At 72.4% G+C, this 19,687-nt stretch carries 20 protein-coding genes; 6 read left to right on the top strand and 14 right to left on the bottom strand.

Going from position 1 to position 19,687, the window contains the following annotated elements; all coding sequences use genetic code 11:
• Positions 1-33: 33 nt before the first annotated feature.
• Complete coding sequence (locus tag ACZ60B_RS23355) at positions 34-405, bottom strand: DUF4267 domain-containing protein (protein WP_469389919.1); 372 nt, start codon at positions 403-405, stop codon at positions 34-36.
• An 87-nt stretch (positions 406-492) separates the two neighbouring features.
• Here ACZ60B_RS23355 and ACZ60B_RS23350 point away from each other — a divergent pair, with 87 nt between their 5' ends.
• Positions 493-1,074, top strand: a complete 582-nt coding sequence (locus ACZ60B_RS23350) for a TetR/AcrR family transcriptional regulator (RefSeq protein WP_469389917.1) — start codon at positions 493-495, stop codon at positions 1,072-1,074.
• Between the two features lie 349 nt (positions 1,075-1,423).
• Here ACZ60B_RS23350 and ACZ60B_RS23345 read toward each other — a convergent pair whose 3' ends face one another.
• From ACZ60B_RS23345 to ACZ60B_RS23325, 5 genes are all read right to left on the bottom strand, one after another.
• The gene (locus tag ACZ60B_RS23345) at positions 1,424-3,706 is read right to left on the bottom strand and encodes a putative bifunctional diguanylate cyclase/phosphodiesterase (RefSeq protein WP_469389915.1); all 2,283 of its coding nucleotides are present in this window, start codon (positions 3,704-3,706) and stop codon (positions 1,424-1,426) included.
• 259 nt (positions 3,707-3,965) lie between these two features.
• Positions 3,966-6,161, bottom strand: a complete 2,196-nt coding sequence (gene ligA, locus ACZ60B_RS23340; RefSeq protein WP_469389913.1) for an NAD-dependent DNA ligase LigA — start codon at positions 6,159-6,161, stop codon at positions 3,966-3,968.
• 15 nt (positions 6,162-6,176) lie between these two features.
• Entirely contained in the window at positions 6,177-7,133 is a 957-nt protein-coding gene (locus ACZ60B_RS23335) for a methionine synthase (RefSeq protein WP_469389982.1), read from the bottom strand.
• A 154-nt stretch (positions 7,134-7,287) separates the two neighbouring features.
• Positions 7,288-7,977 carry an SDR family oxidoreductase gene (locus tag ACZ60B_RS23330; protein WP_469389911.1) on the bottom strand — a complete coding sequence of 230 codons (690 nt, stop codon included), beginning with the start codon at positions 7,975-7,977 and terminating at the stop codon, positions 7,288-7,290.
• 15 nt (positions 7,978-7,992) lie between these two features.
• Positions 7,993-8,556 (bottom strand): LOG family protein, encoded by a 564-nt coding sequence (locus ACZ60B_RS23325; RefSeq protein WP_469389980.1) that lies wholly within the window; start codon positions 8,554-8,556, stop codon positions 7,993-7,995.
• A gap of 52 nt (positions 8,557-8,608) precedes the next feature.
• Between ACZ60B_RS23325 and ACZ60B_RS23320 the strand changes: the two genes are divergently transcribed.
• Positions 8,609-8,932: a DUF427 domain-containing protein gene (locus tag ACZ60B_RS23320; RefSeq protein ID WP_469389909.1), complete on the top strand. Its 324-nt coding sequence runs from the start codon at positions 8,609-8,611 to the stop codon at positions 8,930-8,932.
• Positions 8,933-8,969: 37 nt separating this feature from the next.
• Positions 8,970-9,752, top strand: a complete 783-nt coding sequence (locus ACZ60B_RS23315) for an alpha/beta fold hydrolase (protein WP_469389907.1) — start codon at positions 8,970-8,972, stop codon at positions 9,750-9,752.
• Between the two features lie 106 nt (positions 9,753-9,858).
• On the opposite strand, the gene mnmA is transcribed toward ACZ60B_RS23315, so the two are convergent.
• Positions 9,859-10,986, bottom strand: a complete 1,128-nt coding sequence (gene mnmA / locus ACZ60B_RS23310; RefSeq protein ID WP_469389905.1) for a tRNA 2-thiouridine(34) synthase MnmA — start codon at positions 10,984-10,986, stop codon at positions 9,859-9,861.
• A gap of 60 nt (positions 10,987-11,046) precedes the next feature.
• Here mnmA and ACZ60B_RS23305 point away from each other — a divergent pair, with 60 nt between their 5' ends.
• Complete coding sequence (locus ACZ60B_RS23305; protein ID WP_469389903.1) at positions 11,047-11,739, top strand: N-acetylmuramoyl-L-alanine amidase; 693 nt, start codon at positions 11,047-11,049, stop codon at positions 11,737-11,739.
• Between the two features lie 113 nt (positions 11,740-11,852).
• Here the strand turns inward: ACZ60B_RS23305 and ACZ60B_RS23300 are convergent, their stop codons facing one another.
• The 3 genes from ACZ60B_RS23300 to ACZ60B_RS23290 form a co-directional block, all read right to left on the bottom strand.
• Positions 11,853-13,022 (bottom strand): cysteine desulfurase family protein, encoded by a 1,170-nt coding sequence (locus ACZ60B_RS23300; RefSeq protein WP_469389901.1) that lies wholly within the window; start codon positions 13,020-13,022, stop codon positions 11,853-11,855.
• A gap of 89 nt (positions 13,023-13,111) precedes the next feature.
• Positions 13,112-13,378, bottom strand: a complete 267-nt coding sequence (locus ACZ60B_RS23295) for a DUF4190 domain-containing protein (RefSeq protein ID WP_469389899.1) — start codon at positions 13,376-13,378, stop codon at positions 13,112-13,114.
• A gap of 5 nt (positions 13,379-13,383) precedes the next feature.
• Entirely contained in the window at positions 13,384-13,581 is a 198-nt protein-coding gene (locus ACZ60B_RS23290; RefSeq protein WP_469389897.1) for a hypothetical protein, read from the bottom strand.
• A 167-nt stretch (positions 13,582-13,748) separates the two neighbouring features.
• Here ACZ60B_RS23290 and ACZ60B_RS23285 point away from each other — a divergent pair, with 167 nt between their 5' ends.
• Positions 13,749-14,375: a TetR family transcriptional regulator gene (locus ACZ60B_RS23285; protein ID WP_469389895.1), complete on the top strand. Its 627-nt coding sequence runs from the start codon at positions 13,749-13,751 to the stop codon at positions 14,373-14,375.
• Positions 14,376-14,457: 82 nt separating this feature from the next.
• Here ACZ60B_RS23285 and ACZ60B_RS23280 read toward each other — a convergent pair whose 3' ends face one another.
• Both ACZ60B_RS23280 and ACZ60B_RS23275 read right to left on the bottom strand, forming a co-directional pair.
• A complete protein-coding gene (locus tag ACZ60B_RS23280) occupies positions 14,458-14,799 on the bottom strand; it encodes a hypothetical protein (RefSeq protein WP_469389893.1) in 342 nt (113 codons plus the stop codon).
• Positions 14,800-14,997: 198 nt separating this feature from the next.
• A complete protein-coding gene (locus tag ACZ60B_RS23275) occupies positions 14,998-15,894 on the bottom strand; it encodes a thioesterase family protein (RefSeq protein WP_469389891.1) in 897 nt (298 codons plus the stop codon).
• 154 nt (positions 15,895-16,048) lie between these two features.
• Between ACZ60B_RS23275 and ACZ60B_RS23270 the strand changes: the two genes are divergently transcribed.
• The gene (locus tag ACZ60B_RS23270) at positions 16,049-17,281 is read left to right on the top strand and encodes an alpha/beta hydrolase (protein ID WP_469389889.1); all 1,233 of its coding nucleotides are present in this window, start codon (positions 16,049-16,051) and stop codon (positions 17,279-17,281) included.
• Here the strand turns inward: ACZ60B_RS23270 and ACZ60B_RS23265 are convergent.
• Both ACZ60B_RS23265 and ACZ60B_RS23260 read right to left on the bottom strand, forming a co-directional pair.
• The gene (locus ACZ60B_RS23265) at positions 17,190-17,846 is read right to left on the bottom strand and encodes a trimeric intracellular cation channel family protein (RefSeq protein ID WP_469389887.1); all 657 of its coding nucleotides are present in this window, start codon (positions 17,844-17,846) and stop codon (positions 17,190-17,192) included. The two genes, ACZ60B_RS23270 and ACZ60B_RS23265, sit on opposite strands and share 92 nt — an antisense overlap.
• Before the next feature lie 56 nt (positions 17,847-17,902).
• Positions 17,903-19,294 carry a M1 family metallopeptidase gene (locus ACZ60B_RS23260; RefSeq protein WP_469389885.1) on the bottom strand — a complete coding sequence of 464 codons (1,392 nt, stop codon included), beginning with the start codon at positions 19,292-19,294 and terminating at the stop codon, positions 17,903-17,905.
• Between the last annotated feature and the right edge of the window lie 393 nt (positions 19,295-19,687).

Below are 19,687 nucleotides of genomic sequence, written 5' to 3'. Positions count from 1 at the left end.
GTAACGGTGCGCATGTGGACGTAACGGATGAGATCAGACCGCGAAGAGCAGTCCGGCGCTGATCAGCACCACCACCGCGGTGGCGAAGTGGACCCCGAAGGCGGTCGCCTTCGGGCCTCCGTGGCGCAGCACTATCAGCGTGTCGCCGAGCGGCAGGATCGCCACGACGAGCATGAACCACGCCTCGGCACGGGCGCCGACGAACGCGAGAAGAGCCAGCCCCATCAGGCCGAGGACACCGTCCCGCGCCCCCTTGATCGTGAGGTAGGCAGCGGCGTCCCCGGCGGGGTCGGCGGGGACGCCGTAGCCGGCGGCGGCGGGGCCGGGCCGGAACAGGAACCGGTATCCGATGAACACGACGAACAGGTCGAGCACGACAGCCAGGGTGTACGCGGTGACGGTCACGTCGGATCTCCTTGCTAGCAGCGCTAGGGACAAGAGCGAAGCTAGCAGAGCGGCGACAGAATGGCTAGCGATGCTAGAATCGCGGTCATGTCGATCCAGACGCGCCGGGAGCGCGAACGAGCGGAACGCGAGCGGCTGATCGTCACGGTCGCGCGGGAACTGGCCGAGGCCGAGGGCTGGGACGCGGTCACCACACGGCGGCTGGCCGCCGAGATCGAGTACAGCCAGCCCGTCCTCTACAGCCACTTCAAGGACAAGGGCGCCATCATGGCGGCGGTCGCGGTGCAGGGGTGCGCGGAACTGGCCGTCGAGCTGCGTGCGGCCCGTACGGCGGTCGGCGCGCGGGATGCGCTGGCGGCCGTGGGTGAGGCGTACACCGCCTTCGGGCGGCGGCGGCCCGCGCTGTACGACGCGATGTTCACGCACCTGGTGGACCTGCCCTTCGCCACGCCGCAGGCTCCGCCGGAACTCCAGGAGGCGTTCGGGGAGCTGTACACCGCCGTGCTGCCGATCGCGGCCGAAGGCGACGACCCGGGCCTGCTCACGGAGACGTTCTGGGCGGGGCTGCACGGACTGGTGACCCTCATGCGCAGCGGGCGCCTGCCCGCGGACGCCCACGACCGGCGCCTGGCCCTCCTGGTCGGTCACTTCACGGCGGGAACGCCCTGAACCGAACGGGTCGTACGGGCCCCGCGGGCGGCAGGTGGACCGGCGGGGTGTCCTGAGCGGGGTGAGCGGATCCCGCTCACGGCCGGTGGATCGGCAGGGTGCCCTGAACAGGGTGAGCGGACCCTGCGTGCGCCGACGGGCGGACTGGCGGGGACGGCCGGCGCCGGGCGGTCCGGGCGGTCCGGGCGGTCCGGGCGGTCCGGGCGGTCCGGGCAGGAACAGTCCGGGCGGCCGGGCAGGCACGGCGAGCGCGGGCCGGTCCGGGCAAGGACGGTCCAGGCGGCCGGGCGGGGATCGGTCGCGGCCGACGGGCCGCGGATCGGTGGGAGCGGGGTCGGCGGGCCGACGGTCAGTCGTCCGACGCCGCCGCGGGCAGGGCCGCCGCCGGGCGCTGCCAGCCGCGCGACCCGCGCGCCCGCAGCCATGCGGTGGTCTCCTCGGGCGGCATCGCGGCCGCGACCAGCCAGCCCTGCACGGCGTCGCAGCCGAGGTCGCGCAGCCGTTCCCAGGTCTCGTCGTCCTCGACGCCCTCGGCGACGACCAGCAGGCCCAGGGAGTGGGCCAGGTCGACCGTGCAGCGGACGATCTCCGCGTCCTGCGGGTCCACGGCCAGCCGGGCCACGAACGAGCGGTCGATCTTCAGCTCGCTGACCGGCAGCCGGCGCAGATGCACCAGCGAGGAGTAGCCGGTGCCGAAGTCGTCCAGCGACATCTTCACGCCGTGCCCGGTCAGCGCGGCGAGGGTGTCGGCGGCCCGCTGCGGGTCCTCCAGCAGGACGTGTTCCGTTATCTCCAGCTGGAGCGCCCCGGCGGGCACCCCGTGCCGGGCGAGCCGGGCGGCGACGGAGCCCGCGAAGCCGGGCGTGTGGACGTCGCGCGGGGAGACGTTGACCGCGACCGGCACGTACAGGCCCTCGGCGCGCCACCGGGCGACCTGGGCCAGCGCCGTCTCCAGGACGTACTCCGTCAGATGGGGCATCAGCCCGGAGGACTCGGCGATCGCTATGAACTCGTCCGGCGGGACCTTGCCGCGCTCGGGGTGCACCCAGCGGACCAGCGCCTCCAGACCGGCCACCTGTCCGTCGAAGCGGACCTTGGGCTGGTAGTGCAGCTGGACCTCGTGGGCGTCGAGGGCGCGGCGCAGATCACCCAGCAGGCCGAGCCGGTCCGGGGTGTTCGAGTCGCGCTTGGACTCGTAGACCTCCACCCCCGTGCGGTCCCGCTTCGCCTGGTACATGGCGACGTCCGCCCGGCGCAGCATCCCCTCGGCGTCGAGGGCGTGGTCGGGGAAGACGGCGACGCCCGCACTGGCCTCCAGGACGAGGGTGAGTCCGTCGAGGTCGAGCGGGGAGCTGAGGGCGGCGACCAGGCCGCGGGCGATGCGGGTGGCGGACGTGGTGGAGTCGGCGACCGGCAGTAACACGGCGAACTCGTCGCCGCCGAGCCGCGCGGCCTCCGCCCCGCGCGGCAGGGCCACCCGCAGCCGGTCGGCTATCTGGAGCAGCAGCCGGTCGCCGGCCAGGTGGCCCAGGGTGTCGTTGACCGAACGGAAGCGGTCCAGGTCGATCAGCATGAGGGCGGAGCGGGCGCCGATGCGCTCGGCGTCGTCCAGGGCCGTCCAGATACGTTCCAGCAGCCACTGACGGTTGGGCAGGCCGGTGAGCGGGTCGCGCAGTTGCTCCTCGGCGCGGGCCCGCGCGATCCACAGGGTGGAGTCGAGGGCGACCAGCGGGATGGAGAACAGCGGCAGCAGGACGGGCTCGGCGGCGGCGACCACACAGACCAGGGGGGCGATGCCGAGCAGCGCGACCGCGACCAGGCCCTGTCTGACCAGGGCGGTGCGGGCGACGGTGGGCAGTCCGCCGTTGCGCGGGGCGTTCAGGTACCACAGCAGGGTGCGGGTCACCGCGAGGTAGGCGGCCGCGACCAGCACCACCTGGGGGGCGGTGTAGAGGGTCCAGCTGTCCGGGTTCCAGGGGGCCTCGACGGACGGCACCCGCCCGAAGGCCGCGAGCACCAGGGCCCCGGCGCCGATGCCGAGGATGTCCACCGCGCCGTGCAGGACGCCCTGCCGCCAGCGGTGGCGTCTGGCTATGCCGACCAGCACGACGACGGTGAGGCTGACCATGCCGGCGGCCACCCAGCCGTAGAGCAGCAGCACGGCGAGGGTGAGGGCGGCGCCCGATCCGGTGCCGCCCCACCAGCGGGAGCGGCCCAGCATGACCAGGTGGCCGACGATGATGCCGGTCAGGATCGCCAGCGACCAGCCGACGGCACCGCACGGGAAGAGCGCGTGGCTGCCGGTGAACGCCCGGTAGAAACCGGCGCCCAGGACGAGCCCGGCCGCCGCGACGACGGTCGCGGGCAGCGCGGGCCAGGACAGGTGACGTTCGGATCCGGCACCGGGCAGGCCGGGGGTGGGCGGGACGTCGAGACGGGTGCCGTCGAGGCTGTCGGCCACGAGGTCGCGGGCGGGGCCGTGACCGTCCACGGGGGTGCGCAGGACGATCGCGCGCCCCTCCGCGCCCTCGTGCGCCGAAGGCCGCGTCCCCCACCGGCTGTCCCGCCAGGCGCCGGTGACCCGACGCAGGCGCAGCCGCGCGTCCGGAGCGGCGCTCTCGGTCGGTTCCATTCCCGTCCCTCTCACAGCCGGCGGTGCCCACACCACACGGCCCGATGCCCGACAACCTGCGACGGCGCCGGGCTGGAAAGCCCTTCCCCGTACCCACCAGGAGCAGGGGGATGCCCCGGCCGCAGCCGGGCACGGCAGGCGCACATCCCAACAGTAGGCCGCAGAAGGCTTCCACGGGCAGCGGTCGTCGACGGTTGCCCGATTGAGACCCCACCACCCCTATGCGTCTGGTATGCGCCGATCGGGTGGCCTTCCACCGCTACTCCGCGACCGGAAAGGCGACTTCGGCCGCCGCCTCCGGCCCCTGTTGCAGCAGCACACCGAAGCCGTCCTCGTCCAGGACGGGGACCTTGAGCTGCATCGCCTTGTCGTACTTCGATCCAGGGCTTTCACCCACAACGACGAACGACGTCTTCTTCGAGACCGAACCGGTCACTTTCGCACCGCGGCTCTGCAACGCGTCCTTGGCGCCGTCGCGGGTGAAGTTCTCCAGGGTGCCGGTCACGACGACGGTGAGACCCTCCAGCGGGCGCGGCCCCTGGTCCTCGCCGGACGACTCGTCCTCCAGCGGGACTCCGGCCGCCTTCCACTTGCGGACGATCTCGCGGTGCCAGTCCTCGGCGAACCACTCCTTGAGGGCGGCGGCGATGACGGGACCGACGCCGTCGGTGGTGGCCAACTCCTCCTCGGTGGCCTGTTCGATGCGCTCGACGGAGCGGAACTCGCGCGCGAGGGCCTGCGCCGCCACCGGACCGACGTGCCGGATGGACAGGCCGTTCAGGAAGCGGGCCAGGGGGCGGGTCTTGGCCGCCTCGATGTTCTCCAGCAGCGCAAGCGTGTTCTTTTTCGGCTCGCCCTTCTGGTTGGCGAAGACCGTGACGACCTTCTCCTCGCCCGTCCTGGGATCCCGCTTGGGAAGGCCGCTGTCCTGGTCGAGGACATAGGCCTTGATGGGCAGCAGCTTCTCCACCGTCAGGTCGAACAGGTCACCCTCGTCCACCAGGGGCGGCTCGGCCGGCTCCAGCGGGCGGGTCAGCGCCGCGGCGGCCACCGCGCCGAAGTTCTCGATGTCCAGGCACTCACGGCCCGCGAGGTAGGAGACGCGCTCGCGCAACTGGGCAGGGCAGGTCCGCGCGTTGGGGCAGCGGAGGTCGATGTCGCCCTCCTTCATGGGCCGCAGCGGCGTCCCGCACTCGGGGCACTCGGCCGGCATCACGAACTCCCGCTCGGTGCCGTCCCGCAGGTCGACCACCGGGCCGAGGATCTCCGGGATGACGTCACCGGCCTTGCGGATCACCACGGTGTCGCCGATGAGCACACCCTTGGCCTTGACGACCTCCTGGTTGTGCAGGGTGGCGAACTCGACCTCGCTGCCCGCGACCGTGACCGGCTCGACCTGCGCGTACGGCGTGACGCGGCCGGTGCGGCCGACGCCCACCTTGATGTCGACGAGCTTGGTGTTGACCTCTTCCGGCGCGTACTTGTAGGCGATCGCCCAGCGCGGGGCCCGAGCGGTGGACCCGAGTCTGCCCTGGAGCCGGATCTCGTCCAGCTTGACGACGGCGCCGTCGATCTCGTGCTCCACGGAATGACGGTTCTCGCCGTCGTAGTGGGCGATGAACGCGCGTACGCCGTCCAGGTCGTCGACCACCCGGTTGTGCGTGGAGGTGGGCAGGCCCCAGGTCTTCAGCAGGTCGTAGGCCTGGGAGAGACGGGTCATGCCCGTGAAGCCCTCCAGTGCGCCGATGCCGTGGACGACCATGTGCAGCGGGCGGGCGGCGGTGACCCGCGGATCCTTCTGGCGCAGCGAACCGGCGGCGGCGTTGCGGGGGTTGGCGAAGGGCTTGTCGCCGACCGCGACCAGCCGGGCGTTCAGCTCCTCGAACTTCTCCATCGGGAAGTAGACCTCGCCGCGGATCTCCACCAGGTCGGGGACCTCGTCGCCCCGGAGGCGGTCGGGGATCTCCGCGATCGTGCGCACGTTCGGGGTGATGTCCTCGCCGGTGCGGCCGTCGCCGCGAGTGGCGGCGCGGGTGAGACGGCCGCGTTCGTAGGTGAGGTTGACGGCGAGGCCGTCCACCTTCAACTCGCACAGGAAGTGGTACTCCTGGTCTCCCAGTTCCCTGGCGACGCGGTCCGTCCAGGCCGCCAGCTCCTCGTCGTCGAAGGCGTTGTCCAGGGAGAGCATCCGCGAGCGGTGCTCGACAGCCGTGAACTCCGTCTCGTAAGCCCCCGCGACCTTCTGGGTCGGCGAGTCGGGCGTGCGCAGCCCGGAATGCTCCTCCTCCAGCGCCTCCAGCTCACGCAGGAGTCTGTCGAACTCCGCGTCGCTGACGACGGGAGCGTCCTTCACGTAGTACCGGAAGCGGTGCTCCTCGATCTGCTCGGCGAGCTGCGCGTGCTGCTCCCGTGCCTCGGCGGGCACCGTCGTCTCCGCCTGCTGGTCGCCGGCCACCGTGTCGTCCTCCCGTTACTCTGGGTTGTCCGCGAGGGATCTCGCCGCCGAAACGCAGTGGGCGAGCGCCTTGCGCGCGTACGCGGGGGACGCCCCCGCGAGGCCGCAGGACGGAGTGACCGTCACCGCCTCCGCGAGCAGCCCCGGTTGGAGTCCCAGCCTGCGCCACAGCGTTCTGACACCCATGACGCTACCGGCAGGGTCCGACAATGCGGAGTCCGTGCCGGGCACGACACCGGTGAACAGCCGGGTGCCCGCCTCCACCGCCTCACCGATCGCGTCGTCGTCACGCTCGGTGAGCAGCGAGAAGTCGAAGGACACGGCCGCCGCCCCGGCCCGGCGCAGCAGCGCGAACGGGACGTCCGGCGCGCAGGAGTGGACCACGACCGGGCCCTCGCCGTGCACGCCGACGACGTCGCGCAGGGTGGCCTCCACCAGCTGCCGGTCGACGGCGCGGTGGGTGCGGTAGCCGCTGGCCGACTTCACCTGACCGCGCAGCACGGCGGTGAGGGAGGGTTCGTCGAGCTGGAGGACGAGCCGGGCGCCGGGGACGCGGCGGCGCACCTCGGCGAGGTGCAGCCGCAGCCCCTCGGCGAGCGAGCCGGCCAGGTCGCGGCAGGCGCCGGGATCGGAGAGCGCGACCTCACCGTTCCTCAGCTCCAGCGCGGCCGCCAGCGTCCAGGGGCCCACCGCCTGCACCTTCAGCGGGCCCGTGTACTCCTGGGTGAACTCCTCCAGCGCGTCCAGGTCCTCCCCCAGCCACGACCTGGCCCGCTTGGTGTCGCGCCCGGGCCGGTCCCCGAGCCGCCATCCGCTGGGCTCCACGCGCGCGTACAGCTCGACGAGCATCCCGGCGGTCCGCCCGACCATGTCCGCGCCGGGGCCGCGGGCCGGCAGCTCGGGCAGGAACGGGAAGTCCTCGAAGGACCCGGCGACGGTCTTGGCGGCCTCCCGGGCGTCGCCGCCGGGCATCGAGCCGATCCCGGTCGCGGGGCCGAAGCCGGCCTGGCTGTTTTCGCTCACCCCGGAAGCCTACGTAACCCGCGGGGAGCCCACGTCACCCGCGGGTGCGAGCGGACGGCGTCCGGAGAGCGGTCCGCCGGCGTCCCCGCCGGTCATCGCGGGCTCACCGGCCAGGCCGCACCGTCAGGTCGTTGACCTCCGCGTCCCGGGGCAGGTCGAGGGCCATCAGGATCGTCGTCGCGACGGACTCGGGGTCGATCCACCGCGCCGGGTCGTACTCCTTGCCCTCCTGCTGGTGGACCTTGGCCTGCATCGGGCTGGCGGTGCGGCCGGGGTAGACGGAGGTGACGCGGACGCCGTTCGCGTGCTCCTCGTGGCGCAGCGAGTCGGCGAGGGCCTTCAGACCGTGCTTGGAGGCCGCGTACGCCGACCAGTCGGCGTGGGCGTTGAGACCGGCACCGGAGTTGACGAAGAGCACGTGCCCCTGGGCGACCCGCAGCTGGGGCAGGAAGTGACGGGTCAGCTCCGCGGGGGCGATCAGGTTGACGTTCAGCTGGTGACGCCAGGTCTTGGGCGTCAGGTCGCCGACCGGTCCCAGGTCGACGACGCCCGCGACGTGCAGCAGGGAGTCCACCCGGTCCGGCAGGCTCTGGTGGGAGAACGCCCAGCTCAGCTTGTCGGGATCCGCCAGGTCACCGACCAGCGTGCGCGCCCCGTCGAACTCGGCCGCCAGTTCCTTCGCACGGCCGGCGTCGCGCGCGTGCAGCACGAGTTCGTCCCCGCGCGCGTGCAGACGGCGGGCGACGGCCGCGCCGATGCCCGACCCCGCCCCGGTGATCACATGAGTAGCCATGCCGCCATGCTCGCATCACTCCGGGCCGGCGCCCGCGGCGGGAGCCGCCGGTGTCGCGGCCTCCAGGTAGGCCAGCGCGGCGAGCGGCTCCTGCGCGAAGAACACCAGTTCGGCGAGGGGACGGGGCAGGAAGCCCTCGGCGTCCATGCGCCGGAACTGCGTCTCCAGGCCGTCGTAGAAGCCCGCGGTGTTCAGCAGCACGACCGGCTTGGTGGTGTGCCCGTGCTTCTTCAGCTCCAGGATCTCGGTCGCCTCGTCCAGCGTGCCGGTCCCGCCGACCATCACCACCACCGCGTCGGCCTTCTCCAGGAGCAGCCGCTTGCGCTCGGCGAGGTCGGCCGCGATCACCATCTCGTCGGCACCCGGGCGGGCCGTGGCCGCCAGGAAGCCCACGGAGACCCCGCAGAGCCGCCCGCCGGCCTCCTGCACGCCGTCGGCGACCACCTTCATCAGCCCGACGTCGGAGCCGCCCCACACGAGCGTGTGCCCGCCCTTGCCGAGCAGTTGCGCGAACTCGCGCGCGGGCAGGGTGTAGCGGTCGTCGAGGTCGGCGGCGGAGAGGAAGACACAGATACGCATACGGGACACGGTACGCGGGAAGAACCGGCGCCCGGTGGGCGCTGTCTCCGTCATGGCTGAAGGACACACGATCACCATCGAGCAGGGCACGCAGCGCGTCCGGGTCGTCCACGACGGCCGGACCCTGGCGGAGAGCGACCGTCCCCTCGTGCTGCGCGAGACGGGCTGTCCCGCGCGGTACTACATTCCGGCCGAGGACGTCCGCCTCGACCTGCTGACCGCCTCCGACACGCACACGTACTGCCCCTTCAAGGGCACGGCCTCCTACTGGTCGCTGCCGGACGCGGCGGACGCCGTCTGGTTCTACCCCGACCCGAAGCCGGACGTCGCCGAGATCAAGGACCACCTCTGCTTCTACGAAGTGGAGGTGTTGTAGGCGACTAATCCGGTGCCGGATGGCAGTCTCGTGAGACATGGACAACAAGACCATCTCTCGCGACGGGACCTCCCTCGCCTACGAACGCACCGGACAGGGCCCGGCGGTCGTCCTGGTGAGCGGTGCCATGTCCACGGGCGGCACGATGGCGCCCCTGGCCGCGGCCCTCTCGGACCGCTTCAGCGTCGTCGTGTACGACCGCCGGGGCCGCGGCGGCAGCGGTGACACCGCTCCGTACGCGGTGGACCGTGAGGTCGAGGACATCGCGGCGCTGATCGAGGCGGTGGGCGGCGAGGCGCGGCTGTGCGGTGTCTCGTCGGGTGGCGCGCTGGTCCTGGCGGCGGCCGCCGCCGGGGTGCCGGCGCGTCAGGCCGCGGTGTACGAGACGCCGTTCGCCGACTTCGGGGGCGGCGGCGCGCGGGAACGCGCCGAGTACACCGAGAACCTGGACCGGGCTCTGGCCGAGGGACGGCGCGGCGACGCGGTCGCGCTGTTCCTGCGGCTGACCGGCCTGGCCGAGGGCATGATCGAGAGCGCCCGGCAGTCCCCCATGTGGCCCGCCATGGAGGCGGCCGCCCCGACCCTGGCCTACGACAACACCGTCATGGGCGACGGCCTGGTCCCCCGCGAGCGGCTGGCCTCGATCGGCGTCCCGGTCCTCGCGGTCGCGGGCGGGGCGAGCCCGGCGTGGCTGCGCGAGGCGACCAAGGCGGTCGCCGAGTCCGTGCCCGAGGGCACCTACCGCGTCCTGGAGGGCCAGACCCACATGGTGGACCCGACCGCGCTCGCGCCGGCGCTGACGGAGTTCTTCGGGAAGTAGCGAGTGCCGGAAGGGCCCGGGCCGCCCTCGCGGGTGCCGGAAGGGCCCGGGCCGCCCTCGCGGCTGCCGGGAGGGCTCGGGCCACCCCGGCCGCCGCCGGGAGGGCTCAGGCCACCCCGGCCGCCGCCCGTACCGTGGAGGCGATCGTCGCCGAGCCCACCACGCGCGTGCCGTCGTACAGGACGATCGCCTGGCCGGGGGCGACGCCGCGGACCGGCTCGGTGAAGGTGACCCGCAGCTCGCCGTCGACGAGGTGGGCGCTCACCTCCGTCTCGCCGCCGTGGGCGCGCAGCTGGGCGGTGTAGGTGCCGGGGCCGGCCGGGGCGGCGCCGCACCAGCGGGGCTTGATCGCGGTCAGGGCGGACACGTCGAGGGAGTCCGCCGGGCCGACCGTGACCGTGTTGTCCACCGGCGAGATGTCGAGGACGTAGCGGGGCTTGCCGTCCGCGGCCGGGACGCCGATGCGCAGTCCCTTGCGCTGGCCGATGGTGAAGCCGTACGCGCCCTCGTGGGTGCCCAGCTTGGCGCCGGACTCGTCGACGATGTCGCCCTCGGCCCTGCCCAGCCGCCGGGCGAGGAAGCCCTGGGTGTCGCCGTCGGCGATGAAGCAGATGTCGTGCGAGTCGGGCTTCTTGGCCACGGCCAGGCCCCGGCGCTCGGCCTCGGCGCGGATCTCGTCCTTCGTGGTGAGCGTGTCGCCGAGCGGGAAGAGGGCGTGCGCGAGCTGCCGGTCGTCCAGGACACCGAGGACGTACGACTGGTCCTTGGCCATGTCGGAGGCGCGGTGCAGTTCACGGGTGCCGTCCTCGCGGACCAGCACCTTGGCGTAGTGGCCCGTGCACACCGCGTCGAAGCCCAGCGCCAGCGCCTTGTCCAGCAGGGCGGCGAACTTGATCTTCTCGTTGCAGCGCAGGCACGGGTTCGGGGTACGTCCCGCCTCGTACTCGGCGACGAAGTCCTCGACCACGTCCTCGCGGAAGCGGTCGGCGAGGTCCCAGACGTAGAACGGGATACCGATGACGTCCGCCGCGCGCCGGGCGTCGCGGGAGTCCTCGATGGTGCAGCAGCCACGCGCGCCGGTACGGAAGGACTGCGGGTTGGCGGAGAGCGCGAGGTGGACTCCGGTCACGTCGTGACCCGCTTCGGCCGCGCGGGCGGCGGCGACTGCGGAGTCGACTCCGCCCGACATGGCGGCGAGGACGCGGAGGGGGCGGGAGCGCGGGGTGTCAGTCATAGCGCTTCAAGGGTAAGGGGGCGCGGGAACCGGAGCTCGCGGGTTTGCGTTGACGATCACATGGGGGAGAAGCGGGCGGGAGCGAAGAGCGGCGACGCGGACCAGCGGATCGGGCGGCGGGGGCTGCTGATCGGCGGGCTCGCGGCCGCCGTGGGCACCGCCGCGCTCGCGCGCGAGGAGCTGGGGCACCTGTGGTGGCGGCTGCCGGGCGTGGAGAAGCCGCGGGTGGCGGGGGCGGTCGACTTCCGGGGTGCGCGGTGGGTGGCGGCCTCGCCGGCGAACTACCGCCGGGCTGACCGGCCGGACGACTACGCGATCGACCGGGTGGTCGTCCATGTCACCCAGGGCGGCTTCGACAGCGCGGTGAGGGCCTTCCAGGATTCGCGGCACGGGGCCGCGGCCCACTACATCGTGCGCAAGGACGGGCACGTCACGCAGATGATCCGCGAGCTGGACGTGGCGTTCCACGCGGGAAACCGGTCGTACAACGAGCGCAGTGTCGGGATCGAGCACGAGGGCTTCGTGGAGCGGGCCTCGTCGTTCACCGACGCGATGTACGCGGGCTCCGCGCGGCTGACGGCGGCGATATGCGCGCGGTACGGGATACCCGTCGACCGTACGCACGTCGTCGGGCACGTGGAGGTGCCGGGGACGGACCACACGGATCCCGGGCCGCACTGGGACTGGCAGCGGTACCTGCGGCTGGTGCGGGCGGCGGGCGCCGCCTCGGCACGGCCGCACGCGACGCCGTGAGCGTCCCCGCGCCCGGCCGCGACGACGCGACCTCCGGAGACGTGACACACATCACGTCCTGACGCCCGCCCGGCGTCCGTGCGACGGCCCCCTGGCGCCGGAGAGTCAGGTCCCTAGGTGAGCCCCGCCGCCCGCGCGCGTTCGACCGCCGGGCCGATGACCTTGGCGACCGCGTCGACGTCCGCCTGGGTGGAGGTGTGGCCGAAGGAGAAGCGCAGGGTGCCGCGGGCCAGGTCCGGGTCGGCGCCGGTGGCGAGGAGGACATGGCTGGGCTGGGCCACGCCCGCGGTGCAGGCGGAGCCCGTGGAGCACTCGACGCCCTGCGCGTCCAGCAGCAGGAGCAGGGAGTCGCCCTCGCAGCCCGGGAAGGTGAAGTGCGCGTTGGCCGGGAGGCGGCCGGCCGGGTCGGGGTCGCCGCCCAGGATCGCGTCGGGCACCGCGGCGCGGACCCGGGCGACCAGGTCGTCGCGCAGGGCGCCGATCTCGCGGGCGAACCGCTCGCGCCCCTCGGCGGCCAGCCGGCCGGCCACGCCGAAGGAGGCGATCGCCGGGACGTCGAGGGTGCCGGAGCGGACATGGCGCTCCTGGCCGCCGCCGTGCAGCACGGGTACGGGGGTGTGCTCGCGGCCCAGGAGCAGGGCGCCGATGCCGTACGGGCCGCCGATCTTGTGGCCCGAGACCGTCATCGCGGCGAGGCCGGAGGCGGCGAAGTCGACCGGGACCTGCCCGAAGGCCTGGACCGCGTCGGCGTGCAACGGGACGCCGAACTCCGCGGCCGCTTCGGCGAGTTCGCGGACCGGAAGGACCGTGCCGATCTCGTTGTTGGCCCACATCACGGTGGCCAGGGCGACGTCGTCCGGGTCACGGGCGACGGCCTCGCGCAGGGCCTCGGGGTGGACCCGGCCGTGGGAGTCGACCGGGAGGTACTCGACGGTGGCGCCCTCGTGCTCGGCCAGCCAGTGCACGGCGTCGAGGACCGCGTGGTGTTCGACGGGGCTGGCCAGGACGCGGGTCCGGCGCGGATCGGCGGCCCGCCTGGACCAGTACAGGCCCTTGACCGCGAGGTTGTCCGCCTCGGTGCCGCCGGAGGTGAAGACGACCTCGCTGGGGCGGGCGCCGAGCGCCTCCGCGAGGGTCTCGCGGGACTCCTCGACCGTACGGCGGGCTCTGCGGCCGGATGCGTGGAGGGAGGAGGCGTTGCCGGTGACGCCCAGTTGGGCGGTCAGGGCCTCTGCCGCCTCCGGGAGCATCGGGGTGGTCGCGGCGTGGTCGAGGTATGCCATGGTGAGCCCGATTCTACGGGCCCTGTCGACCGGTCCTCGGCTGCGGGCACCCCCTCCGTGGCGGCGTCGGCGTCAGCCGGTCCCCGGGCTCAGAAGCCCCAGGACACCGTGCTGTCCGCCTGCATGAACGCCACCAGGAGCAGCAGGTCGGAGACGCCCAGGGCCAGCCCCAGCCAGGCGCGGCCGCGACGGGCGGTGCCGCGCCACAGGGCCACCGCCGCCAGGGTGATGGCGACCGGGCCGAGGAAGAGGTTGAGGGCGAGGAGGCCGAGCAGGCCGAGGATGAAGGACGCGACGGCCATGCCGTCGGCGTCGCGGGTGCCGGTACGGCGCGCGGCCGGTGCGGTGAGGTGCATGGCGGTCAGCTCCCGACGGTCGGACGGGCGGAGGTGGGCCGGTGCGCCGAGGCGCGGCGGCGGCCGTGCAGTTCGCGCAGGGCGAAGATGCCGAGCCAGACCGCGACGACGACGGCGACGGCGGCGGTGAAGGGCAGCGGCGCGTGGGCGACGGTGCCCATGACCACGCCGAGCAGCAGGAGTGCGGCGACGAGGAACAGCATGTGTTCGGATCCCCCTCCGAGATACCTCTCGCAGATTCGCCCTGCGGCTCGTGGATACGCCTCAAGGCGGTTTGGTGAACGGTTGTGGTTACAGTTGTTCACTGACTCTTGAGTCTAACGCGCACGACGGCTTTTCAATTCCAGAGAACAGTTGTTAACTGGGTGTCATGAGTCACACTCTCGGGATCCGGCAGGCGCAGAAGCGGAAGACCCGGCAGGCGCTGCTGGAAGCGGCGCTGGGGCTGCTGGAGGAGCAGAGCCTGAGCAGTCTCGGCCTGCGCGAGGTGACCCGCGCCGTCGGCGTCGCGCCGACCGCCTTCTACCGGCACTTCCGCTCCACCGCCGACCTGGGCGTGGCTCTGGTCGAGGAGGCGCTCGGCAGCCTGCACCCGATGATCCGCACGACGGTCACCGCCGCCGACACCGGGGACGAACGCATCGCCCGCGCCGTGCAGTTGATCGCCGGCCATGTGCAGGCGCATCCGGCCCACGTCCGCTTCATCGCCCGTGAGCGGCACGGCGGGGTGCAGCCGGTGCGGGAGGCGATCCGGGACCAGCTGGTCCGGTTCGCCGAGGAGGTGCGGGACGAACTGGCCAAGGACCGCGTGGCCGAGGGGTGGAGCGACGCGGACCTGCTGATGCTCGCGCACCTCTATGTCGACCAGATGCTCATCACCGCCTCGCTCTTCCTGGAGAGCCTGGACGCGCCTCAGGAGGAGCGGGAGCGCATCAGACAGGTCGCCACCCGGCAGCTGCGGCTCATCGGCATCGGCCGCCGGCACTGGCTCGACTGACCGGCGGCGCAAGGAGCTCCGAAGCGGGAGGCGCCGCGCCCGGTGACCGGGTGCGGCGCCTCCTGTCGTACGGCGTGCCGGTTCAGCCCTGCTGGGCCTGCTGCTGCCCCTGGCCGCCGCCCGGACCGCCGCAGCCGCCGCCGGGGCCGCCCTGACCGCCGCCCTGCGCACCGCCGGGCATCCCGCTGGGCATCCCGCTCGGCACCCCCGACGGGGCACCGCTCGGCATCCCGCTGGGCATCCCCGAGGGTGCGCCGCTCGGCCTGCCGGAGGCGTTCCGGCTCGGCATGCCGGTCGGCGCCTGGCACGACTGCTGCCCGGAGTCACCACTGTTCGACGACGAGTCGCCCGAGCCGCAGGCCGCCAGGGCCAGAGGCGAGATCGCCAGCAGGACCACGGCGGGGACGAGACGCGCACGCTTCATGAGAGACAACTCCAGGGAAGATGAGGGAGCGTTGAGAGGGGCACTCAACCAACGGCCCTTGAGGCTTCCTTGGGTCCGTGCTGTGTCTGGCCTGTCGATCGGGCAAAGCGCCCCTCAAGCCACCGCTCCGGCCTGCGCGTTCGCGGATCCCCTCGGCCTGCTCACCGGTACCGGGCCGTGACAGGACCCGGCCGGGGCTCAGCCGAGCCTGACCCGGGCGAGCTGCCGGGACTGTGCCACCAGCCGGTCGGCGCTGTCCCAGACCTCGGCGTCCTCCTCCAGGAAGCCGCCGGCGAGGTTGCGGGTGGTGATGGCGACGCGCAGCGGGCCCGGCGCGGGGCGGCAGCGGACATGGACCGTGAGCTCGACCGTGGGGACCCAGCCGGACAGGCCGATCTCGAAGGCGGTGGGCGGCAGCGCGTCCACCGCGAGCAGGAGGGAGAGCGGGTCGGCGTCCCGGCCGTCGGCCAGGCCGAACCAGGCCCGCATCTCCCCCTTGCCGGACGGCTTGCCGAGCGCCCAGCCCAGGGTCGACGGGTCCAGCTTGAGGAACAGGCGGTCGGTGATGGCCGAGCTGCCCGGAACCGGGCTCGGCGCGTCCTGGGGGCCGAAGCACCGCTCCGGCGGCGGCATCTCGGGCGGCCGGGCCGCCGTACGGACGTCGTCGGGGAGGGCGCCGAGGTCGCCGTAGGAGGCGAGGACGCGGATCCGCTCGACCTCGTCGCCCCGGTCGTCGAGCTGGAAGAGCGAGGCCTGGCCGGTGGAGAGGGTGCGGCCGGTGCGGACGGTCTCGGTGCGCACGACCGCCGGGCCGGGCTGCGACGCCGTCAGATAGTGCGCCGAGATCGTGAACGGGTCCGGGTGCGGCAGGGCGTCGGCGAGCGCGCGGCCGAGGACGGCCAGCAGATAGCCGCCGTTGACGGCGCTGATGATGGTCCAGCCGGCCGAGAGCTCGATGTCGTAGACGCCGGGTTCGCGGCGGGTGAGCGCGGTGTCCCGGTCGAACTCGCTGTCGCCGATCGCGGCCCGCGACGAGGGTGCCCCGGTGCGGGCGGAGCCGAGAGTGGCGGACGGTGCGGTAGCTGCTTCTGACATACTTGAACCGTACAAGAAGAAATTACTAAGCGGTAGCTTTGATGCGGTCACCGTAAGGTGTTCAGGCACGCACTCGGGTGAGGTTCCGGCAATTTCTTGGTAAGTGTCCGTACTCGTCCGTAACCCCGGGCCCTTCATCGCCCTCTATGAGGACATGAGCCTCACCGGGACTGCGTTCCTCATCACCTTGATCGTGCTCTCCGCCGTCGCCGTCGCCCTGCCGCTGCTGCTGTGGTCACGGACGCCGGGACCGCGGGCCGCGCGCGCGACCGCCCGGATACTGATGCTGCTGTTCGCCCAGGGCACCGCCGTCGCCCTGGTCTTCACCCTGGTCAACAACGCCAACAACCTCTACGACAACTGGGCCGACCTGCTGGGCACCGGCAGCCACGTGGAGCAGGCCGCCGACCTCGGCGCGGACGGCACCGGCGGGATAGCGCTGGACAAGCTGCCCAGAGTCGAGCAGCACTTCACCCTCGCCGACGGGCCGGCCATGCACGCGGCCGGGGGCGTCCGGGTCACCCAGCTCAAGGGCCGGGTCTCCGGCGTCGACGCCGAGGTCTACGTCTGGCTGCCGCCGCAGTACGACGACCCCGCCTACCGGCACCACAGATTCCCCGTCGTCGAGGTGCTGCCGGGCTACCCCGGCTCCGCCAAGGCGTGGTTCGGCGCGCTGCACGCGCACGAGCAGCTGCTGCCGCTGATGCGCTCCGGCCGGATCGCGCCGTTCATCCTGGTCGCCCCGCGCACCACCCTGCTGGCCGGGATCGACACCGGATGCGCCAACATCCCGGGCACGGTCAACGCCGACACCTGGCTGAGCATCGACGTGCCGAAGATGGTCATGGACAACTTCCGGGCCGAGCCCGCGCCGGCCGGCTGGGCGGTGGCCGGCTACTCGGCCGGCGCGCACTGCGCCCTCAAGCTCGCCGTCGCGCACCCGGACCGCTACCGGGCCGCGGTGAGCCTGTCGGGCTACAACGACCCGATCGGCGAGCGCGACTCGCTCACCGCCCAGAGCCGGACTCTGCGCGCCCGGAACAACCCGTTGCTGCTGCTGCGCCGGGCGGCCGCCCCGCCGCCGCTCTCGCTCTACGTCTCCGGGCAGCCGCACGACGGCTACGAGGCCGGCGTCGCGCTGCGCCAGGCCGCGCACGCGCCGACGAACGTGCAGGTGGTGCTCATCCCGAGAAGCGCGGGCGGGCACACCATGGCGCTGTGGCGGCCGCAGGTGGTGCCGGCGTTCCGCTGGCTGTCCGCGCGGGTGGGGCGCCACCCCGGCACCGTCGGCGGCACTACTCCTCGCGCACGGTCGACCGCCGGTTCCACGCACGCGGCGCTCGCCAGTGGTACTTCATCGCGAGCAGGCGCAGCACGAAGGCAGTGAGCGCGGCGAAGCCGCTGGCGGTCGGTGTGAGGGCGTCGTAGCGGATGCAGACCGCGACCATCGTGGCGCCGACCATGGCCGGCACCGCGTACAGGTCGCGGTCCCAGCGCAGCAGCGAGGGGACCTCGTTGGCCAGCACGTCGCGCAGCACACCGCCGCCGACGGCGGTGGCCAGGCCCAGTGCGGCGGACTGGGGAAGGCCGAGCCCGTAGGTGTACGCCTTCGTCGTACCGGTGACGCAGAACAGGCCCAGGCCGGCCGCGTCGAAGACGTTCACCCCGGTCTGGATGCGCTCCACGTGGGGGTGCAGGAAGACGACCAGGAGGGCGGCGAGCAGCGGGGTGACGAAATAGCCCAGGTCGGTGAAGGCGGCGGGCGGCACCGCGCCGATGATCAGGTCCCGGAACAGCCCTCCGCCCAGCGCGGTCACCTCGGCGAGGACGGCGATGCCGAAGACGTCGAAGTTCTTGCGGACGGCCAGCAGCGCACCCGAGATGGCGAAGACGAAGATGCCGATCAGGTCGAGGCGATGCTGGACGGAGGGGCTGAACAGTTCTTGGAGCACCCTGCCATTCTCACCCAGCGGCGACCGTAAACCTTACAAAGCGAGGCTCACAGGGCTCAAAGAGTTGGTTTCCCTGCCGTGAACAGCCAGGTCTGGAACAGATCATCGAGCTGCCGTCCGGAGATCCGCTCCGCCAGCCGGATGAAGTCGGCCGTGTCGGCGTTGCCGTAGCGGTGCAGTTTCGTCCAGGCCGGAAGCAGCCGGAAGAAGGCGTCGTCCCCGATGCGCTCGCGCAGCACCTGGAGCGTCATCGCGCCGCGCTGGTAGACGGCCGAGGCGAACATGGTGTCGCGCTGCGGGTCGGCGACGACCGTCTGCCAGAAGGCGGAGTCGGCGGGGCGGGCGTCGTAGCCGGCCAGGAAGGAGTCGTGCGCCGAGCGGGTCCCGCGGTGCTCCGCCCACAGCCACTGGGCGTACGTGGCGAAGCCCTCGTTGAGCCAGATGTCCTTCCAGCGCTCGACCGAGACCGAGTCGCCGAACCACTGGTGGGCCAGTTCGTGCACGATCGTCGACTCGCTGCGCACGGCCGAGTAGACCGGCTTCGACTGCACCTCCAGGGAGAAGCCCGCCTCGGGCATGTCGTCGACGATCGCGCCGGTCTCCTCGAAGGGGTACGGCCCGAAGACCTGCGACCAGTAGTCGGTGGCCTCGGCGGTCAGGGCGTACACGTCGACGTTGTTGCCGTTCGCCAGGACCGGGTCGATCGCCACGTAGATCGGGATGCCGCCGGGGGTCTTCCCGGTGCGCACGTCGAACTTCCCGACCGTCGCGGTCGCGAGGTAGGTCGCCATGGGCTTCGTCTCGCGCCAGTGGGTGTACGTCGAGCCGCCCTTGTCGTACGTGGAGACGAGCCGGCCGTTGGAGACCGCGGTCAGGCCCTTGGGGGCCCGGATCCGGATGTCGTAGGTCGCCTTGTCGGCGGGGTGGTCGCTGGAGGGGAACCAGGTGGACGCGGCGTTGGGTTCGCAGGCGACGAACACGCCGTCGGTGGTCTTCATCCAGCCGTAGTTCGAGCCGAACACGATGGGCCCGCCCAGGGGTTCGGGAACGCCTCCGTAGGTGACGGTGACCGTGAAGGTCCGCCCCTTGCGCAGGGCGTCGCGCGGGGTGATCCGGATCTCGTCGGCCTCGCGCGCGAACCGGGCGCGTCTGCCGTTCACCTCGACCTTCGTGACCGCCAGCTTCTGGAGGTCCAGGTCCAGGGACGAGAGGTTCTGCGTCGCGCGGGCGGTGAGGGTCGTACGGCCGTCCAGGCGGCCGGTGGCCGGGTCGTACGCCACGTCGAGGTCGTAGTGGCGGGCGTCGAAGCCGCCGTTGCCGAGCTGCGGGAAGTAGGTGTCGCCGATGCCGTCCGCGCCGGGGGTGGGGGCGGGAGAGGCGGCGATGACGAGGAAGGAGGCCGCCGCGGTCGCGAGGGCCCCCAGTCGTGCCGAACGGGAGAGCGCCATAAGTCATCCCTTCGGGTCATGTTCCGATCAGACGGACATGACCGACTCTGCGGGCTCCCGATTGAACATGTGCATGACTTTGCCAACTCGTCACGTGTCACCGCGAGTTGAGGCCTGACGGTCCTTCACGGCGTGGCGCAGGTCACACGGCGTCAGAAGTTTGACCGTTTCGGGGCGAAGGGGGCCCTTTCTCCCGCTCCACAGGGCGGAGAAATCCGGCATACCGGGAGTGCCGCCGGGAGTCCCGAATAACAGAATTGAGGATTCCTTGAGACTGATTCCCCGGCATTCACGAGAAGCGCTTGTGGCCACCATCCCCGCTGAGTAATTTCTGCTTCGCCAGCGCGAAGCGCAATGGAGCGCCACAGCGCACAAGAAAACACGGGGTAAAAG

The sequence above is a fragment of the Streptomyces sp. NPDC104096 genome (assembly GCF_055584385.1).
The sequence above is the reverse complement of the archived record's forward strand: the minus strand, read 5'-3'. Positions and strand labels throughout refer to the sequence as shown.

Bases quoted from the DNA above. Each gene is read 5' to 3' on its own strand.
- ACZ60B_RS23305 (WP_469389903.1), top strand. From the start codon at position 11,047: ATGGGGGAGAAGCGGGCGGGAGCGAAGAGCGGCGACGCGGACCAGCGG.
- mnmA (WP_469389905.1), bottom strand. From the start codon at position 10,986: ATGACTGACACCCCGCGCTCCCGCCCCCTCCGCGTCCTCGCCGCCATG.
- ACZ60B_RS23260 (WP_469389885.1), bottom strand. From the start codon at position 19,294: ATGGCGCTCTCCCGTTCGGCACGACTGGGGGCCCTCGCGACCGCGGCG.
- ACZ60B_RS23330 (WP_469389911.1), bottom strand. From the start codon at position 7,977: ATGGCTACTCATGTGATCACCGGGGCGGGGTCGGGCATCGGCGCGGCC.
- ACZ60B_RS23270 (WP_469389889.1), top strand. From the start codon at position 16,049: ATGAGCCTCACCGGGACTGCGTTCCTCATCACCTTGATCGTGCTCTCC.
- ACZ60B_RS23335 (WP_469389982.1), bottom strand. From the start codon at position 7,133: ATGCCCGGCGGCGACGCCCGGGAGGCCGCCAAGACCGTCGCCGGGTCC.
- ACZ60B_RS23320 (WP_469389909.1), top strand. From the start codon at position 8,609: ATGGCTGAAGGACACACGATCACCATCGAGCAGGGCACGCAGCGCGTC.
- ACZ60B_RS23285 (WP_469389895.1), top strand. From the start codon at position 13,749: ATGAGTCACACTCTCGGGATCCGGCAGGCGCAGAAGCGGAAGACCCGG.
- ACZ60B_RS23290 (WP_469389897.1), bottom strand. From the start codon at position 13,581: ATGCTGTTCCTCGTCGCCGCACTCCTGCTGCTCGGCGTGGTCATGGGC.
- ACZ60B_RS23295 (WP_469389899.1), bottom strand. From the start codon at position 13,378: ATGCACCTCACCGCACCGGCCGCGCGCCGTACCGGCACCCGCGACGCC.
- ACZ60B_RS23325 (WP_469389980.1), bottom strand. From the start codon at position 8,556: ATGCGTATCTGTGTCTTCCTCTCCGCCGCCGACCTCGACGACCGCTAC.
- ACZ60B_RS23345 (WP_469389915.1), bottom strand. From the start codon at position 3,706: ATGGAACCGACCGAGAGCGCCGCTCCGGACGCGCGGCTGCGCCTGCGT.
- ACZ60B_RS23280 (WP_469389893.1), bottom strand. From the start codon at position 14,799: ATGAAGCGTGCGCGTCTCGTCCCCGCCGTGGTCCTGCTGGCGATCTCG.
- ACZ60B_RS23315 (WP_469389907.1), top strand. From the start codon at position 8,970: ATGGACAACAAGACCATCTCTCGCGACGGGACCTCCCTCGCCTACGAA.
- ACZ60B_RS23300 (WP_469389901.1), bottom strand. From the start codon at position 13,022: ATGGCATACCTCGACCACGCCGCGACCACCCCGATGCTCCCGGAGGCG.
- ACZ60B_RS23350 (WP_469389917.1), top strand. From the start codon at position 493: ATGTCGATCCAGACGCGCCGGGAGCGCGAACGAGCGGAACGCGAGCGG.
- ACZ60B_RS23275 (WP_469389891.1), bottom strand. From the start codon at position 15,894: ATGTCAGAAGCAGCTACCGCACCGTCCGCCACTCTCGGCTCCGCCCGC.